The 16,033-nt window shown below is 67.4% G+C and carries 15 protein-coding genes; 13 read left to right on the forward strand and 2 right to left on the reverse strand.

From position 1 onward, the window contains the following. Positions 1 to 34: 34 nt before the first annotated feature. From OU682_RS06795 to OU682_RS06820, 6 genes are read left to right on the forward strand one after another with little or no spacing between them, the layout of a single operon-like run. Positions 35 to 1,051, forward strand: a complete 1,017-nt coding sequence (locus tag OU682_RS06795; protein WP_268941318.1) for a TRAP transporter substrate-binding protein — start codon at positions 35 to 37, stop codon at positions 1,049 to 1,051. Further along, entirely contained in the window at positions 1,051 to 1,851 is an 801-nt protein-coding gene (locus tag OU682_RS06800) for an IclR family transcriptional regulator (protein WP_268941319.1), read from the forward strand. The genes OU682_RS06795 and OU682_RS06800 overlap by 1 nt, the downstream gene beginning before the upstream one ends. Next, entirely contained in the window at positions 1,848 to 3,017 is a 1,170-nt protein-coding gene (locus OU682_RS06805) for an acetyl-CoA acetyltransferase (protein WP_268941320.1), read from the forward strand. The genes OU682_RS06800 and OU682_RS06805 overlap by 4 nt, the downstream gene beginning before the upstream one ends. After that, positions 3,014 to 4,591 carry an acyl-CoA synthetase gene (locus OU682_RS06810; RefSeq protein WP_268941321.1) on the forward strand — a complete coding sequence of 526 codons (1,578 nt, stop codon included), beginning with the start codon at positions 3,014 to 3,016 and terminating at the stop codon, positions 4,589 to 4,591. The genes OU682_RS06805 and OU682_RS06810 overlap by 4 nt, the downstream gene beginning before the upstream one ends. Then, positions 4,588 to 5,409 (forward strand): PCC domain-containing protein, encoded by an 822-nt coding sequence (locus OU682_RS06815; RefSeq protein WP_268941322.1) that lies wholly within the window; start codon positions 4,588 to 4,590, stop codon positions 5,407 to 5,409. The genes OU682_RS06810 and OU682_RS06815 overlap by 4 nt, the downstream gene beginning before the upstream one ends. Continuing rightward, entirely contained in the window at positions 5,406 to 6,230 is an 825-nt protein-coding gene (locus tag OU682_RS06820) for an SDR family NAD(P)-dependent oxidoreductase (protein WP_268941323.1), read from the forward strand. Before OU682_RS06815 ends, OU682_RS06820 begins: the two co-directional genes overlap by 4 nt. A gap of 119 nt (positions 6,231 to 6,349) precedes the next feature. Here the strand turns inward: OU682_RS06820 and OU682_RS06825 are convergent, their stop codons facing one another. Then, complete coding sequence (locus tag OU682_RS06825; protein ID WP_268941324.1) at positions 6,350 to 7,243, reverse strand: LysR family transcriptional regulator; 894 nt, start codon at positions 7,241 to 7,243, stop codon at positions 6,350 to 6,352. A gap of 145 nt (positions 7,244 to 7,388) precedes the next feature. Here OU682_RS06825 and OU682_RS06830 point away from each other — a divergent pair, with 145 nt between their 5' ends. Genes OU682_RS06830 through OU682_RS06860 form a run of 7 tightly spaced genes read left to right on the forward strand, consistent with a single transcriptional unit; the run spans position 7,389 to position 15,315 of the window. After that, entirely contained in the window at positions 7,389 to 8,171 is a 783-nt protein-coding gene (locus OU682_RS06830; RefSeq protein WP_268941325.1) for an ABC transporter ATP-binding protein, read from the forward strand. Further along, complete coding sequence (locus OU682_RS06835; protein ID WP_268941326.1) at positions 8,161 to 10,110, forward strand: AMP-dependent synthetase/ligase; 1,950 nt, start codon at positions 8,161 to 8,163, stop codon at positions 10,108 to 10,110. The genes OU682_RS06830 and OU682_RS06835 overlap by 11 nt, the downstream gene beginning before the upstream one ends. Beyond that, on the forward strand, positions 10,110 to 10,988 hold the full coding sequence (locus OU682_RS06840) for a branched-chain amino acid ABC transporter permease (RefSeq protein WP_268941327.1): 879 nt from the start codon (positions 10,110 to 10,112) through the stop codon (positions 10,986 to 10,988). Before OU682_RS06835 ends, OU682_RS06840 begins: the two co-directional genes overlap by 1 nt. Before the next feature lie 3 nt (positions 10,989 to 10,991). Beyond that, complete coding sequence (locus OU682_RS06845; RefSeq protein ID WP_268941328.1) at positions 10,992 to 12,065, forward strand: branched-chain amino acid ABC transporter permease; 1,074 nt, start codon at positions 10,992 to 10,994, stop codon at positions 12,063 to 12,065. A 38-nt stretch (positions 12,066 to 12,103) separates the two neighbouring features. Then, the gene (locus tag OU682_RS06850) at positions 12,104 to 13,333 is read left to right on the forward strand and encodes an ABC transporter substrate-binding protein (RefSeq protein ID WP_268941329.1); all 1,230 of its coding nucleotides are present in this window, start codon (positions 12,104 to 12,106) and stop codon (positions 13,331 to 13,333) included. Between the two features lie 4 nt (positions 13,334 to 13,337). Continuing rightward, on the forward strand, positions 13,338 to 14,126 hold the full coding sequence (locus tag OU682_RS06855) for an ABC transporter ATP-binding protein (protein ID WP_268941330.1): 789 nt from the start codon (positions 13,338 to 13,340) through the stop codon (positions 14,124 to 14,126). Positions 14,127 to 14,136: 10 nt separating this feature from the next. Further along, positions 14,137 to 15,315: a phenylacetate--CoA ligase family protein gene (locus OU682_RS06860; protein WP_268941331.1), complete on the forward strand. Its 1,179-nt coding sequence runs from the start codon at positions 14,137 to 14,139 to the stop codon at positions 15,313 to 15,315. On the opposite strand, the gene OU682_RS06865 is transcribed toward OU682_RS06860, so the two are convergent. Beyond that, positions 15,316 to 15,987, reverse strand: a complete 672-nt coding sequence (locus tag OU682_RS06865; protein ID WP_268941332.1) for a Crp/Fnr family transcriptional regulator — start codon at positions 15,985 to 15,987, stop codon at positions 15,316 to 15,318. Between the last annotated feature and the right edge of the window lie 46 nt (positions 15,988 to 16,033).

Below are 16,033 nucleotides of genomic sequence, written 5' to 3' on the forward strand. Positions count from 1 at the left end.
CCCGTTTCTTGATACCTCAGGGAGGAGGATTTTCATGAGCATCACCCGCCGCACCATCTTGCTGGGCGCTGCCGCAGGCGCGCTTGCCACGCCGTTCATCCGGGTCCGTCCGGCCATGGCGGCCGAGTTCAGCTACAAGGTTGCCAACAACCAGCCCCTGGATCATCCCAGCAACGTCCGCCTGGCCGAGGCGCAGAAGGCGATCCTGGAGGCCACGGGCGGCCGGTTCGACCTGCAGATCTTCCCGTCGAACCAGCTGGGTGCGGATACCGACGTGCTGGGCCAGCTGCGCTCGGGCGGGGTGGAGTTCTTCCAGCTGTCGCCGATCATCCTGTCCACGCTGGTGCCCAATTCCTCGATCAACGGCGTGGGCTTCGCCTTCCCCGACTACGACACCGTCTGGAAGGCCATGGATGGCGAGCTGGGCGCCTATGAGCGGGGCCAGATCGAGGGCGCGGGCCTGGTCGTGATGGAGAAGATCTGGGACAACGGCTTCCGGCAGATCACCTCGTCCGCGAAACCCGTCACGACCCCTGCCGACCTGGAAGGCTTCAAGATCCGCGTGCCCGTGTCGCCGCTCTGGACCTCGCTGTTCACGGCCTTCGGATCGGCCCCGGCCTCGATCAACTTCGCCGAGGTTTATACCGCGCTTCAGACCGGTATCGTGGACGGGCAGGAAAACCCGCTGGCGATCATGAAGGTCGCCAAGCTGTGGGAGGTGCAGAAATACTGTTCCATGACCAACCACATGTGGGACGGCTTCTGGATGCTGGGCAACCGCCGCGCCTGGAATGCCCTGCCCGAGGACGTGCAGCAGGCCGTCGCCGACAACTTCAACGCCGCCGCCGTCAAGCAGCGGGCCGACATCGCCCAGATGAACGCCACGCTGAAGACCGACCTGGAGGGCCAGGGCTTCGTCTTCAACGACGTCGATCCCAAGGCCTTCGAGGACAAGCTGCGCGAGGCGGGCTTCTATGCCGAATGGAAGAAGACCTATGGCGACGAGGCCTGGGCCATCCTGGAAACCGCCATCGGCAGGACGCTGGCCTGATGCGCGACGGCGCCGCCCCTGCCCATCACGACACCGGCGGCACGCAGGCGGTGGCGCGTGCGCTGTCGCTGTTGTCGCTGGTGGGGCGGGGCGGCGCGCAGGGCCTGGGGCTGGGGCAACTGGCGGCGGCCTCCAGCTTGGCGCGGCCCACGGTCAGGCGGCTGCTGCTGGCGCTTGGCGCGGCGCGGATGGTCGAGCAGGACCGCGCGACGCGCCGGTATCATCTTGGCCCCGAGGCCTATCTTCTGGCCAGTTTCGCCGCCGAGCGCCATGGCATCCTGCATCATGCGTGCGAGGGGATGGTGCGGCTTGCGCGCGAAACGGGCGACACGGTGCTGCTGACCGTGCCGCAGGACGACCACACCCTGTGCCTGGAACGGATCGAGGGCGATTTCCCGGTTCGCACCCACGCCCTGATGCGCGGCGACCGCAAGCCGGCGGGCGTCGGCGCGGGCGCCCTGGCGATCCTGGCCGCCCTGCCGGTCCCCGAGGCCGACGCGCTGCTGGCCCGGGTGGCGCCGCTGGTGGGCGACCTGATGCCCGCCCTGGCGGAGGATCTGGCCCGGGCCCGCGCCCATGGCCATGCCCTGAACCCCGGCCGCATCGTGCCGGGGTCCTGGGGACTGGGCGTGGCGATCCCCTGGCCGGACGGGCGCCCCGCCGGCGCGCTCTCCGTCGCCGCCATCGAAAACCGCATGACCCCGGCGCGGCAGGCCGATCTGGTCGCCGCGCTTCACCGCGAGGCCGAGGCGATCGCCGCGCGCCTTGCCGAACTTGACCCGCAAAGGAGGAAGGCATGACCGATCCCCTGATCGTCGGATGGGCGCACACGAAATTCGGCAAGGCCGAGGCGCCCGATACCATGGCCCTGATGGCCGAGGTCGCGCTGCCCGCGCTGGAACACGCGGGGCTGACCCCGGATGCCGTGGATGGCATCTTCACTGGCGTCTACAACAACGGCTTCCAGCGGCAGGACTTCCAGGGCGCGCTTGTCGCCATGGGCAGCCCGGAACTGGCGGGCGTGCCCTTCATGCGCACCGAAAACGCCTGCGCCACCGGATCGGCGGCGCTTTACGCGGCGGCCGACTTCATCGCTTCGGGTCGCGGCAAGGTGGCCCTGGTGATCGGGGCCGAGAAGATGACGGCCATTCCCATCGCAGACGTGGGCGGCGTGCTGCTGTCGGCCAGCTACGTGGCCGAGGAAGGCGATACCCCCGGCGGCTTCGCGGGCGTCTTCGGCCGCATCACCGACAGCTATTTCCAGCGGAACGGCGACCGTTCCGAGGAACTGGCCATGATCGCCGCCAAGAACCACGACAACGGCACGCGCAACCCTTATGCGCATATGCAGAAGGCCTTCGACCTGGCCTTCTGCAACACGCCCTCGGACAAGAACCCGCTGGTGGCGGGACCGCTGCGGCGCACCGATTGTTCGCTGGTTTCCGACGGGGCGGCGGCGATCGTGCTGGCCGCGCCCGAGGTGGCCGAAACCCTGGCCCGCGCCATTCGCTTCCGCGCCCGCGCGCAGGTGGGAGACATGCTGGCCCTGTCGCGCCGCGACCCGACCGAATTCGCGGGCGCGCATCGCGTCTGGCGCAAGGCCCTGGATCAGGCGGGGCTGTCGATCACCGACCTGTCGCTGGTGGAAACCCACGACTGCTTCACCACCGCCGAGATGATCGAATACGAGGCCATGGGCCTAGCCCCGCGCGGCCAGGGCTGGCGCGTGATCCGCGAGGGCACGACCCGCATGGATGGCGCGCTGCCCGTGAACCCCTCGGGCGGGCTCAAGTCGCGCGGCCATCCGATCGGCGCGACCGGGGTGTCGCAGCATGTCATGGCCGCGATGCAGCTGACCGGGGATGCGGGCGCCATGCAGGTGCCGGGCGCCACGCTGGCGGGGGTCTTCAACATGGGCGGCACCGCCGTCGCCAACTACTGCTCCATCCTGGAGCGCGAAAGATGACAGGCCCCGCAGGCGGGCTGGTCCCCGTGTCCACCCGCGTGATGAACCTTGCGACCTTCCTGGCCCAGGCCGCCCGGCGCGATCCCGAGGGCATCGCGCTGGTCATGGGCGAGGCCCGCTGGACCTGGGCGGAATGGAACGCCCGCGCGGACGCCATGGCGCATGCCTTGCAGACCCGGTTCAACCTGCGCAAGGGCGACCGGGTGATGTGCCAGTCGCAGAACTGCATGGAGATGATGCAGGCCATGTTCGCGGTCTGGCGCGCAGGCGGGGTGTGGGTGCCCGCCAACTTCCGCCAGACGCCCGAAGAGGTGGCCTATCTGACCCAAGCCTCCGGCGCCTCGCTGATGTTTTGCAACGCCAGCTTCCCCGACCACGCGGCGGCCTGCAGGGTGACGACGCTTGCTTTCGGGGTGGCGGATTTCGGGCCGGATGTCGCGGCGATCACCGCCGATCACATGGGCCAGCGCCCGCAGGTGGCGGCAGTGGATCGCGACGATCCCTGCTGGTTCTTCTTCACCTCGGGCACCACGGGGCGGCCCAAGGCCAGCGTCCTGACCCATGGCCAGATGGCCTTCGTCGTGACCAACCACCTGGCCGACCTGATGCCGGGGCTGACGGCCGATGACGCTTCGCTGGTGGTGGCTCCACTGTCCCATGGCGCGGGGGTGCATCAGCTGACCCAGGTGGCGCGGGGGGTGAAGACGATCCTGCTGCCGACCGAACGCTTCGACGTGGCGCAGGTCTGGGACCTGGTCCGCGACTGGCGCGTGTCCACCATGTTCACGGTGCCCACGATCCTGAAGCTGCTTGTGGAACACCCCTCGACGGCGCAGGCCGACACGTCTTCGCTGCGCTATGTCATCTATGCCGGCGCACCGATGTACCGGGTGGACCAGCAGAAGGCGCTGCAAACGCTGGGTCCGGTGCTGGTCCAGTATTTCGGCCTTGGCGAAGTGACGGGCAACATCACCGTCCTGCCCGCCCATCTGCACCAGGCCGAGGACGGTCCCGCCGCCCGCATCGGCACGTGCGGTTACGCCCGCACCGGGATCGAGGTCCAGATCCAGGACGACAAGGGACACGAGGTCGCCCTTGGCGAGACGGGCGAAATCTGCTGCATCGGCCCCGCCGTCTTCGCGGGCTATTACAAGAACCCCGAGGCCAACGCGAAATCCTTCCGCGACGGCTGGTTCCGCACGGGCGACCTGGGCCACATGGACGAGCAGGGCTTCGTCTATATCACCGGGCGGCAGTCGGACATGTTCATCTCGGGCGGGTCCAACGTTTATCCGCGAGAGATCGAGGAGAAGATCCTCACCCATCCCGCCATCAACGAGGTCGCCGTGCTGGGCGTCCCCGACCCCCTGTGGGGGGAGATCGGCTGGGCGGTCTGCGTGGCGAACGGCCCCGTGGCCGAGGAAGATCTGGCCGCCTTCCTGGACGGGAAGCTCTCGCGCTACAAGATGCCGAAGCGCTTCCTGTTCTGGGACGCCCTGCCGAAATCGGCCTATGGCAAGATCACCAAGAAGATGATCCGCGAGGAACTGGAAGCCCGCGGCATGATCGCATGAAGCAGCGGATGGTCCATCCCGGTCCGCCCGCGGCGGAACGCGCGACGGCGGTGCCCGCCGATCTGCGGCGGATCGCGGGGGTTCTGCCCGCCGGGCGGAGCGTGATGACGGCTGTGGCGCGGCTTTTCGCGGATGCGGGCTGCAAGGGCGGCGTGGTCTGGCTGGACAATGCTGCCTGCGATCCGATGCGCTTCGTGCTGCCCGCGCCCTCGAACGACGGCATCCATGCGGCCTGGTATTCCGACACCCATGCGCCTGCGGGACCCGTCGCCATCGAACGGGCCACGGCCACGGTGGGTTGGAAGGACGGCGCGCCCTTCCTGCATTGCCACGGCACCTGGGGCGGCATGATGGGCCATCTGCTGCCGCTGGATTCGGTGCTGGCAGCGGATGCCCCCGTCTCGGGCATCGGCGCGCCGGATGCCTGGTTCGAAGCCCTGCCCGACGCCGAGACCGCCTTCACCCTGTTCACCCCCCAGGGCGGCGGTGCGGGCGACGGCCTGCTGGCGCGGATCGGGCCGGGCGAGGACGTGGTCACCGCCATCGAGGCCCTTTGCGCCTGCCACGGCATCACCGATGCCCGCCTGCATGGCGTGGGCAGCATCGACCATGTCCGCTTTGCGGATGGCAGGCGGATGGACTGCCACGCCACCGAACTGCGGCTGGACGGCGCGGCCCTGACCCAGGGCCGCGCCACCGTCCCGGTCGAGGTCGTGGACATCGCGGGCACCATCATGCGCGGCACGCTGGAACGCGGGGAAAACCCGATCGGCGTGACGCTGGAACTGATCGTCGAGACTGAAAGGACAGACACATGACGCAGGACGCCAAAGTCGCCTCCAAAGTTGCCATCGTGACCGGCGGCTGCCGGGGCATCGGCCTTGCCGCGACCGGGATCTTCCTGGAACAGGGCTGGCGCGTCGCCGTGGTGGACCGCGACACCGTCGAACTGCACCGCGCCTGCGACGCCATGGAAAACGTCCTGCCCGTCGAGGCGGACATATCCGACCCGCAGGCTGTCGATGGCGTGATCCGGCAGGTCGTCAGCCAGTGGGGCCGCGTCGATGCGCTGGTCAACAACGCGGGCGTGGCGCTGTTTTCCCGCGCCCACCAGACCAACTTCGAGCAATGGCGCGAGGTGATGGCCACGAACCTGGACGGCGTGTTCCTCTGCACCCAGGCCGCCATCCCGGAACTGGCGAAGACCCGGGGCGCCATCGTCAACATCGCCTCGATCTCGGGTCTGCGGGCCTCGACGCTGCGGGTGGCCTATGGCACCTCCAAGGCCGCCGTGATCCACCTGACCAAGCAGTTCGCGGCGGAACTGGGCGAACAGGGCATCCGCGTCAACTGCGTCGCCCCCGGCCCGGTCAGGACCAAGCTGGCCATGGCCGTCCACGCGCCGGAAATCATCGGCGCCTATTACGACGCGATCCCGCTGAACCGCTATGGTGAGGCGCGCGAGATCGCCGAGGCCATCGTGTTCCTGTGTTCGGACAAGGCCAGCTTCATTTCCGGCCAGACGCTGGCCGTCGATGGCGGCTTCGATGCCACCGGCGTCGGCCTGCCCGCCCTGCGGCGTGAGGACGGCACCGTGCGCGATGCCGCCGTGGTCCAGGATCCTCAGCCCGCAGGCTGAGACCTTCCTGGGCGCGGCCCGACGCTCTGAACAAGGTTCTGGCGACCGGCGCCCCGCTTTATGCCGGTTTCCCGGCGCATGCTGCGCTTCACAGGGCTTCCGGCGCAAGGACGGCTGGCCTAGCCCTGGTCGAACTGCTCGGCCAGGGCCTGCACCATCTGCCGGCCCAGGGGGCCGGGGCGGCGGTGCGTGGGCCAGGCCACGACAACGGTGCGGACCGGGTGGAACTGCATGTCCTCGCAGGTCAGGGCCACGACCTCGCCCCTCGCGATCTCGGGTTCGAAGGTGCGGCTGGCAGAGAAGCACCAGCCCAGGCCCGCCGTGACCATCGACTTGATGGATTCGATATCGTTCACCGTCCAGACATCGGTGGAAAAAAGACGCCCCACCCGCTCCATGTCGATCTGGGGCGAGCCGACGTAATAGATCTGCCGTTCCCGGTCGAAGGCGCGCATGGCCAGCGGCTGCGGCAGCCGGACCAGCCTGTGGCTTGCCGCGCAGACCGGGCCCAGGGTCTCGCTGCCCAGGTGCCGGGCCGAGATGTCGGAGGGGATGGCGGCGGCCAGCGTCAGGGCGAAGTCGAAGTTCCCCTCGCGCAGGTCGTCCCACAGGGTCGCCAGGGACGAGTTGAAGAACTGGAACCGCGCATGGGGGTGATCGGCCGCAAAGGACCGCAAGGCCCGGTTCAGGTCGGCGCGCGGGAACAGCACATCGACCAGCACGCGCAGGCGCGTTTCCTCGCCCTTTTCCAGCGATTGGGCATGGGTGGTGAAGCTGCGGGCGCGTTCCACGACGCTGCGCGCCTCGGCCAGCAGAACGCGGCCGCGCTCGGTCAGTTCGGCCCGGTTGGCGCCGCGTCCCAGCAGCGGAAAGCCGCATTGGTCCTCCAGTTGTGCCAGCGAATAGCTGACGGACGAGATCGGCCTCCGCAGTTCCTTCGCCGCCGCCGTCAGGCTGCCATGGTCGGCGATGGCGCAGAAGGCGCGCAGGTGATCGACGAGGTTCGGGTGCATTTCAGGAATTCCGAAATGGTTTTGCCATTCTTTTCGGTTTACCCAAAAACGAATCCGATGCTAGCCTTTCCTTATCCGAGGTCGGGGGAGGAACCGACCGGCAGAACTGTTTGGGAGGACAGCCTATGCACGGTTTTAGCGGCGCATGAGCAGCGATCACGTCCTTGTCTGCGACAACATCGTCCGACGCTTCGGCGGGGTGGTTGCGCTGAAGAACGTCTCGGTCGCCGTGGGGCGGGGCGAGATTTTCGGGCTGGTCGGGCCGAACGGGTCGGGCAAGACCACGCTGGTCAATGCCATCACCGGCTTCTATCCGCCACAGGAAGGCCGAATCACGCTGGACGGCCAGCAGATCAACGGGCTGAAGCCGTTCCGCATCGCCTCCATGGGCGTGGCGCGGACCTTCCAGAACGTCGCGCTGTTCCACGGAATGTCGGTCCTGGACAACATCCTGATGGGCCGGCACATCTTCATGAAGCCGAACCCGCTGGCGTCCTTTTTCTATCCATGGTGGGCGCGCAAGGAAGAGGTCGCCCACCGCCGCCATGTCGAGGAGGTGATCGACCTTCTGCAGCTTGCGCCCGCGCGCGACGAGCATGTCGATGTGATCCCGCTGGGCCTGCAGAAGCGGGTTGAACTGGCCCGCGCGCTTTGTGCGGAACCGCGCCTGCTGGTCCTGGACGAGCCGATGGCGGGCATGAACCAGGAAGAAAAGGAATACATGGTCCGCTTCATCCTGGATGCGCAGGAAGCCCTGGGGCTGACGGTCCTGATCATCGAGCACCACATGGATGTGGTGACGGCGCTGTGCGACCGCGTCCTGGTGCTGAACAACGGCCAGGAAATCGCGCAGGGCCCCGCGCGCGAGGCGATCGCCGATCCCCGCGTGGTCGAGGCCTATATCGGAAAGCCCCGCCATGCAGCATGATCCGGTTGACATGACAGGCGCGCAGGCGCTGCACCCGAACTGGCGCGCGGACGACACGATCCTGGCGCGGCTGTCGCAGAACGCGGCCGAGGTGCCGACCCAGGTCGCCATGCGCGAACGCGACCACGGCATCTGGCAGGAATATACCTGGGCCGATTACCTGCGCGCCGTGGTGGAATTCGCGGCCGGGCTGGAAGCGCGCGGCGTGAAGCCCGGCGACGTGGTCATGGTGATCGGCGACAACCGCCCGAACCTGTATTTCGCGATGCTGGGCGCGGCCTGCCTGCGCGCCATCCCCTCGCCCGCCTATGCCGATGCGCCGACCGAGGAGCTTGCCGCGCAGATGGAGCGCGAGGATATCCGCGTGGCCGTGGCCGAGGACCAGGAACAGGTGGACAAGATGCTGGAGGCCCGGGGCCGCTGGACGCATCTGGATCTGGTGATCTATGACGATCCGCGCGGGCTGGCGGGTCGCGAACCGCCGGGCGTGGCGGGTTTCGACGCCATCCGGGCCGAGGGCGCAGCACGTCTTGCCGCCGATCCGAATCTGGCCCGTGACCTGATCGCCCGGTCCACGATCCACGACACCGTGGTCCTGATGCATTCGTCCGGCACCACCGGCGCGCCGAAGGGCATCCCGCTGAAGCATGGCCATGTCCTGTCGGGCGTGCGCAACGCCGCAGCCGCCGGCTATTTCCAGCAGGGCGAGGTCCACATGGCCTATCTGCCGATGGCCTGGGTTGGCGACTTCATCTTCTCGGTCGGCGCGGCGATGGAACTGCGCTTTACCGTCAACATCCCCGAAGCCAATGAAACGGCGCTGCACGACCTGCGGGAAATGGCGCCGACGCTGTATTTCGCGTCCCCCCGCGCCTGGTCGGCCATGCTGACCCGCGTGCAGGTGGGGATCGCGGAAACCACCGGCATCAAGCGGCGGCTGTATGACTACTTCATGCCCCGCGCGATGGAGGCCGAACGGGCGCGCCTGGACGGCAAGCCCGCAGGCGGCGGGCTGACGCGGTTTCTGGGCGAATGGCTGATCTATGGCCCGATCCGCGACCAGCTGGGCCTGGGCCGCGTCAAGCGCGCCTATACGGCGGGCGAGGCCATCGGCGAGGACGTGTTCCTGTGGTTCCGCGCCATCGGGCTGAACCTGCGCCAGTTCTATGGCCAGACGGAAAACTGCGCGCTGGCGGTGGCCCAGAAGCCCGAGGACATCTCGCTGACCACGGTCGGCCGCCCCTTCCCCGGCGTCGAGATGAAGATCGACGAGCATGGAGAAATCCTGCTGCGCGGCGACAACATCTTCGACGGCTATTTCCAGAACCCCAAGGCCAGCGCCGAGGCCTTGCAGGACGGCTGGCTGCACACGGGCGACGCGGGCCAGATCGAACCGGACGGACAGCTGGTCGTCCTGGGCCGCGTGTCCGAGGTGGTGGAAAAGCGCGACGGCACCCGCTTCATCCCGACCTATATCGAGAACCGGCTGAAGTTCAGCCCCTACATCAAGGACGCCGCCGTCGTGGGCCAGGGCCGCGACATGCTGGTGGCGATCGTCTGCATCGACTTCCAGGCGGTCGGGCAGTGGGCGCAGGAACATGGCGTGCCCTATACCTCCTATGCCGAACTGTCGCAGCAGCCGCGCATCTATGACCTGATCTCGGGCCAGATCGCCGACGTGAACGCGCATCTGCCGCACGGGCTGTCCATCGACCGCTTCGTCAACCTGCACAAGGAATTCGACCCCGACGACGGAGAGGTCACGCGCACCCGCAAGCTGAAGCGTAACGTGATCGACGACCGCTATGGCCCGATCATCGAGGCGCTGAACGGGGGCCGCGATCAGATCGACTTCAAGGCCCGGATCACCTATGAAAACGGCCAGACCGGGTCGCTGGACCGGGTCCTGCGGCTGGCCGACGTGAAGGGGGCCGCGTGATGGCTTATTTCCTGGAACTGCTGATCTCGGGCGCGCTGACCGGGCTGATGTATTCGCTGGTCGCCCTGGGCTTCGTGCTGATCTACAAGTCGGCGGGCGTGCCGAACCTGGCGCAGGGCGCGCTGGTGATGACGGCGGGCTATGCCGTCTGGCTGGTGATGGCCTGGGGCCTGAACGTCTGGATCGCCATTCCCATCGCCGCCGCGATCATGTTCGGCTTCGGCCTGGTGGTGGAACGGCTGCTGCTGCGCCGCATGGTCGGCCAGCCGGTCATCATGGTCGTGATGCTGACCCTGGGGCTGGAGATCCTGCTGCGCGGGCTGGTCCCCGGCGTGCTGGGATCGACGCCGAAGCCCATCGACCTGGGGATCGACTTCGCGCCCATCATCATCGGCGACGTGTTCATCAACCGCACCTCGCTTTACGGGGGCATCGTGGCCCTGCTGCTGGTCGGCGCCTCGCTCCTGTTCTTCCGCACGCGGCTGGGGACCAAGCTGCGCGCGGTCTCCGACGACCACGTGTCAAGCTGGGCGGTCGGCATCTCGGTCGAACGGGCCATCGGGATTTCCTGGGGGCTGGCGGGCATCGCCGCCGTGGTCGCCGGGGCGCTGTGGGGATCCTCGCAGGGGGTGGACTGGACGCTTTCCACGCTGCTGTTCCCCGCCGTCGCCGTGGTGATCCTGGGCGGAGTGGACTCCGTCCCGGGCGTGGTCGTGGGCGGCATCCTGGTGGGCGTCCTGGGCACGGTGATCCCCGGCTACCTGGACAGCGTCGCGGGCGGATCGACACGCGATGTCGTGACCTCGCTTATCATCCTGCTGACCATCATGGTCCGCCCCTTCGGCATATTCGGCCGCGAAGACATCGAGAGGATCTGAGTCATGTTCTATCGCCTCTCGGGCACCTACCACACCAGCTACGAAGCCGACCGCAAGCTGTGGAAGATCCCCACGGATCGCTGGCTGGTCGTCGCCGTGCTGCTGCTGGCGCTGCTGGCGCCCTTGTATGTCTCGCCACTCTATCTCGGCAGCTATGTGCTGCCCTGGGTGATCTGGTCGGCGGCGGCGCTGTCGCTGACGCTGCTGATGGGGCTGGCGGGGCAATTGCATTTCGGCTTTGCCGCCGTGATGGCGATCGGGGCCTATGCCTCGATCCACCTGGTCCGCTTCGGTGTCCCGTTCGAACTCGCGCTGCTGCTCTCGGGCCTGATCGCCGCCGTGATCGGCGCGGTCTTCGGCGGCGCCGCGCTGCGGGTGAAGGGGCTCTACCTGGTGATGGCGACGCTGGCGATGCAGTATCTGGTGGATTGGGTCGTGGTGAACGTGCCCGCGATTTCCGGCGGGGCGCATGCCACGCTGAGAACGCCCGCCGTCAGTTTCCTGTTCATGCCGGTGGAAAGCCTCGCTGCGCGCTACTGGCTGGCGCTTGGATGGGCGGTGCTGCTGACCGTCTTCTTCATGAACGTCAAGCGCACCTCCTTTGGCCGGGCCCTGGTCGCGATCCGCGACAAGGACTTCGCCGCAGCCGTGATCGGCGTCGATCCGTTCAAGACCAAGCTGATGGCCTTCTTCACGTCCTCCTTCATGGGCGGCGTGACGGGCGCGATCCTGGCCTTCTGCTTCTATCGCGCGGTGACGCCGGAACAGTTCGGCTTCAACGTCTCGATCCAGCTGGTCGCCATGGTGCTGGTCGGCGGACTGGGCTCGGTGATCGGATCCTGGCTGGGCGCGGGCTTCGTGCTGCTGGCGCCGATCTTTTTGACGAACCTGGTGTCCGGGCTTGCCGCCGCGGGCTGGGTGCCGGTCAGCCAAAACTTCCTGTCGCACCTGCCCTTGATGATCTACGGCGCCATGATCATCGGCTTCCTGCTGCTTGAGCCGCTGGGGCTGGCGAAAATCTACGACAACATCCGCAAGTATTTCCTGGTCTGGCCCTTCCGCCACGCCAGAAGCTGAACCCTGGGGAGGGAAAAGGAAGAATGAAAGGAAAACACATGACCTTTCTGCGCAAGCTGGCGCTGACGACCGCTCTTGTCGCCGGCCTGTCCGCGCCCGTGGCAGCCGAGGACATCAAGTTCGGCCTGCTGCAGGACTTCACGGCGGTCTATACCTTCGTGACCGGGCAGTACAACCAGGGCCAGCAGGACTATCTGGCGCTGGCAAATGCCGAGGGCATCCTGGGCGAAGGCAACTCTGTGACCGCCATCGTCCGCGACACCGGCAACCAGCCACAGCGGGGGATCGAGGCCTATAACCGCGCCAAGGAGGAAGGTGCGGTTTTGTTCGACTTCCTTTCGACGCCGGTTTCCGCCGCGATCCTGGACCAGGCGCAGGCCGACAAGAACGTCGTCATCACCCCCGCACACGGCCGGGGCGACGCGTCCGACGGCACCGTCTTCCCTTATGTCTTCCCGATGATGCCGACCTATTGGGCACAGGCCGCGAACCTGATCGAGCACATGAAGAACAACGGCGGACTGCAGGGCAAGAAGATCGCCATCGTCCATATCGACAGCCCCTTCGGGCGCGAGCCCGGCCCGATCCTGCAGGCCCTGTCCGAACAGGAGGGCTTCGAATTCCAGGCCTTCCCCTATGCCAGCCCCGGCAACGAACAGTCCGCCGCCTGGTCCGAGGTCCGGCGCTACCGCCCCGATTATGTCCTGATCTGGGGCGCGGGCGGCGGGCAGGCCGTGTCGGTCAAGACCGCCATCCAGAACGGCATCCGGCCTGAACAGATCCATTCGGTGATCTGGCTGGCCGAAACCGACGCCGCCAATGTCGGACCGGCCATGAAGGGCGTCAAGCGGTTCGAGGCCACGGCGGCGGGCACCGACCATGCGATCATCCAGCGGATCCAGGAAAAGGTCATCGACGCGGGCAAGGGATCGGGCGACCAGGCCAATGTCGGCACCAGCTATTACAACCTGGGCGTCGCCACCATGGCCGTCGCGGTCGAGGCCGCACGCCTTGGGCTGGAAGGCGGCCAGCCGCTGACCGGCGACACGCTGAAGGCGGGGTTCGAGAAGATCGCCGGCTATGACGCCGAGGGCCTGATGCCGGCCGTCACCTACACGGCCGAGGATCACCAGGGCGGCGGCGCCGGGCGGGTCTCGGAATGGGACGGCGAGAAATGGGTGCCGGTCAGCGACTGGCACGCGGCCTATCCCGACCTGATCCGCCAGGTGATCGAGAAATCGGCCGCCGAATACAAGGCGGGGCACTGAGGCCATGCCCGCGCTGGTCCTGGAAAACGTCGAGGTGATCTATGACAAGGTCTTCCTTGCCATCAAGGGCGTCTCGCTGGAGGTTGGCGAGGGCGAAATGGTCGCCCTTCTCGGATCGAACGGCGCGGGCAAGTCGACGACGCTGAAATCCATCTCGGGGCTGCTTGGCCCCGAGCGTGGGCTGGTCACGCGCGGAGAGATCCGCTTCGGCGACCGGTCGATCCTGAACCTGGGCGCGCCGGAACGCGTGGCGGGCGGCCTTGTGCATGTGCTGGAAGGCCGCCGCATCTTCGGCCACCTGACGCCCGACGAAAACCTGGTCGCCGCCTATCGCGGGCGCAGCGCCGGCCGGTTCAACGAGCTGCGCGAACAGGTCTATGCCTATTTCCCGCGCCTGAAGGAGCGGATCAAGTCGAAGGCTGGCTACCTGTCAGGGGGCGAACAGCAGATGCTGGCCATCGGCCGGGCGCTGATGACGGAACCGAAGCTGATCATGCTGGACGAGCCGTCGCTGGGCCTGTCGCCGCTTCTGGTGCAGGAAATCTTCGGCATCATCGGCGAGATCAACGCCCGCGAGGGGCTGTCGGTGCTGCTGGTCGAACAGAACGCCGCAGCCACCCTAGACATCGTCGGCCGCGCCTATCTGATCGAACAGGGACAGGTCGTCATGTCCGGTTCGGCCGAGGTGCTGAAGTCGAACCCAGACGTGCAGGACTTCTATCTGGGCGGGGCCGAGCACACCGACTACCGCAACGTCAAACACTATCGCCGGCGCAAGCGCTGGCTGGCCTGAGGAAAGCCCCATGACTGCCGATCCCGACCACGACCGCGGCGCCCGCGAGGGGGACCCGCTTGCCCGACTGAACGTGCAACTGGCGCGGATGCGCGAAACCCAGGCCCGCTGGGCGGGGCTGCCCGCCGCCCCGCTGGCAAGCCTGGACGATCTGGCCGGGCTGCCGGTGCTGCGCAAGTCGGAGCTGGTGGAGATGCAGGCGGCGCAGCCGCCCTTCGGCGGCCTGAACGGCAACCCGGTGGCGGGTCTGCGGCGGTTGTTCGTCTCGCCCGGGCCGATCTTCGACCCGGAAGGGCGCGCGCCCGACTGGTGGGGATCGGCGGCGGCCTTGCGCGCCGCGGGCGTGCAACAGGGCGACGTGATCCTGAACACCTTTTCCTATCACCTGACCCCCGCCGCCTTCATCTTCGAGGCAGGGGCCGAGGCGATCGGCTGCCCGGTCGTCCCTGCGGGCCCCGGCAATACTGCCGACCAGATGATAGCCATCGGCCAATACCGCCCCCGGGTCTATGTGGGCGTGCCGGATTTCCTGAAGATCCTGCTGGACAAGGCGGACGAGGCCGGCGTGGACCGGTCCTGCCTTCAGGTCGGCATGGTCACCGGCGCGGCCCTGCCCGACAGCCTGCGCGCGGAACTGTCAGGCCGGGGCGTCGCGGTCAGTCAGTGCTATGGCACCGCCGACCTGGGCATCGTGGCCTATGAGGATGGCGGCCCGGGGATGGTGCTGAACAAGGGCGTGATCGTGGAAATCACCCGCCCAGGCACGGGCGACCCGGTCCCCGACGGCGAGGTGGGCGAGATCGTGGTGACGCGGCTTGATCATGACTATCCCCTGCTGCGCTTTGCCACGGGCGACATGTCGGCGATCATCCCGGACGCGCGCGATCGCCGCATCAGGGGCTGGATGGGCCGCGCCGACCAGGCCGCCAAGGTCAAGGGCATGTTCGTGCGCCCCGAGCAGATCGCCGCCATCGGACGTGCCATTCCCGGCTGCCACCGGCTGCGGCTGGAAATCAGCCGGGCGGGCGAACAGGACCGGATGCACCTGCTGGTCGAGCATGACGACAGCAATGCCGCCGCCCCCCTGGCCGACAGGCTGGCCGCCGTTACCCGCCTGAAGGGCACGGTCGAGGTGGTGGCGCCGGGCAGCCTGCCGAACGATGGCAAGGTCATCGCCGACCTGCGCTGATCACTCCATCGCCGGGGCGCCGTCGGCCAGCCGTTCGCGGTCCAGAACGCGGACGGCGTTGCGGCCAAGCTCGATGATGCCCGCGTCGCGCAATTCGCCCAGCATCTTGTTCACGGTCTGGCGCGAACAGCCGATGACCACGCCCAACTGCGACTGGCTGATGCGCACCGCATTGTCCGAATCGCTGGTCAGCTGGCGCAGATACAGCCGGATGCGCTGTCCGGCATTGTAGTAATGATCCGCCGTCCGGTTCCGGTTTTCCCGCATCAGCCGGTCATGCAGGAGGGTGCACAGGTTCGGGATCAGGATCTTCGAGGGCACATGGGCATAAAGCGCCTTTGCCGGGCAGAACAGCACGGTGGTGTCCGCCATGGTCAGGCAACTGCAGGCGCAGGGGCGCCCCGACAGGGCCTCGACCTCTCCCACCATCTCTCCGGGGGTGGCCAGATGGACGATCACCTGATTGCCCGAGGCATCGACATAGCCCACCTCGACCCGGCCCGAGGCGATGAAATAGCTGCCATCCGTAAGCTCTCCTTGCCGCAGGATGTGGGTCGGGGTTTTCAGGACGCGCGGGGTGCAGGATGCCAGCAAGGCGTGTTTCTGGTCCTGTGTGAGACCCGACAGGATCGGTGCATCGAACAGATGGGCGTAATCTGCAGGGTCGGTCATTGGAAAACGGTCCATCAACAGTCCGAATGACTGCCAGTAATCCAGG

Origin of the sequence: Paracoccus benzoatiresistens (genome assembly GCF_026913015.1) — a bacterium.
In the GTDB taxonomy this organism is placed as follows: Bacteria; Pseudomonadota; Alphaproteobacteria; order Rhodobacterales; family Rhodobacteraceae; genus Paracoccus; species Paracoccus benzoatiresistens.

Bases quoted from the DNA above. Each gene is read 5' to 3' on its own strand.
- OU682_RS06795 (WP_268941318.1), top strand. From the start codon at position 35: ATGAGCATCACCCGCCGCACCATCTTGCTGGGCGCTGCCGCAGGCGCG.
- OU682_RS06800 (WP_268941319.1), top strand. From the start codon at position 1,051: ATGCGCGACGGCGCCGCCCCTGCCCATCACGACACCGGCGGCACGCAG.
- OU682_RS06805 (WP_268941320.1), top strand. From the start codon at position 1,848: ATGACCGATCCCCTGATCGTCGGATGGGCGCACACGAAATTCGGCAAG.
- OU682_RS06810 (WP_268941321.1), top strand. From the start codon at position 3,014: ATGACAGGCCCCGCAGGCGGGCTGGTCCCCGTGTCCACCCGCGTGATG.
- OU682_RS06815 (WP_268941322.1), top strand. From the start codon at position 4,588: ATGAAGCAGCGGATGGTCCATCCCGGTCCGCCCGCGGCGGAACGCGCG.
- OU682_RS06820 (WP_268941323.1), top strand. From the start codon at position 5,406: ATGACGCAGGACGCCAAAGTCGCCTCCAAAGTTGCCATCGTGACCGGC.
- OU682_RS06825 (WP_268941324.1), bottom strand. From the start codon at position 7,243: ATGCACCCGAACCTCGTCGATCACCTGCGCGCCTTCTGCGCCATCGCC.
- OU682_RS06830 (WP_268941325.1), top strand. From the start codon at position 7,389: ATGAGCAGCGATCACGTCCTTGTCTGCGACAACATCGTCCGACGCTTC.
- OU682_RS06835 (WP_268941326.1), top strand. From the start codon at position 8,161: ATGCAGCATGATCCGGTTGACATGACAGGCGCGCAGGCGCTGCACCCG.
- OU682_RS06840 (WP_268941327.1), top strand. From the start codon at position 10,110: ATGGCTTATTTCCTGGAACTGCTGATCTCGGGCGCGCTGACCGGGCTG.
- OU682_RS06845 (WP_268941328.1), top strand. From the start codon at position 10,992: ATGTTCTATCGCCTCTCGGGCACCTACCACACCAGCTACGAAGCCGAC.
- OU682_RS06850 (WP_268941329.1), top strand. From the start codon at position 12,104: ATGACCTTTCTGCGCAAGCTGGCGCTGACGACCGCTCTTGTCGCCGGC.
- OU682_RS06855 (WP_268941330.1), top strand. From the start codon at position 13,338: ATGCCCGCGCTGGTCCTGGAAAACGTCGAGGTGATCTATGACAAGGTC.
- OU682_RS06860 (WP_268941331.1), top strand. From the start codon at position 14,137: ATGACTGCCGATCCCGACCACGACCGCGGCGCCCGCGAGGGGGACCCG.
- OU682_RS06865 (WP_268941332.1), bottom strand. From the start codon at position 15,987: ATGACCGACCCTGCAGATTACGCCCATCTGTTCGATGCACCGATCCTG.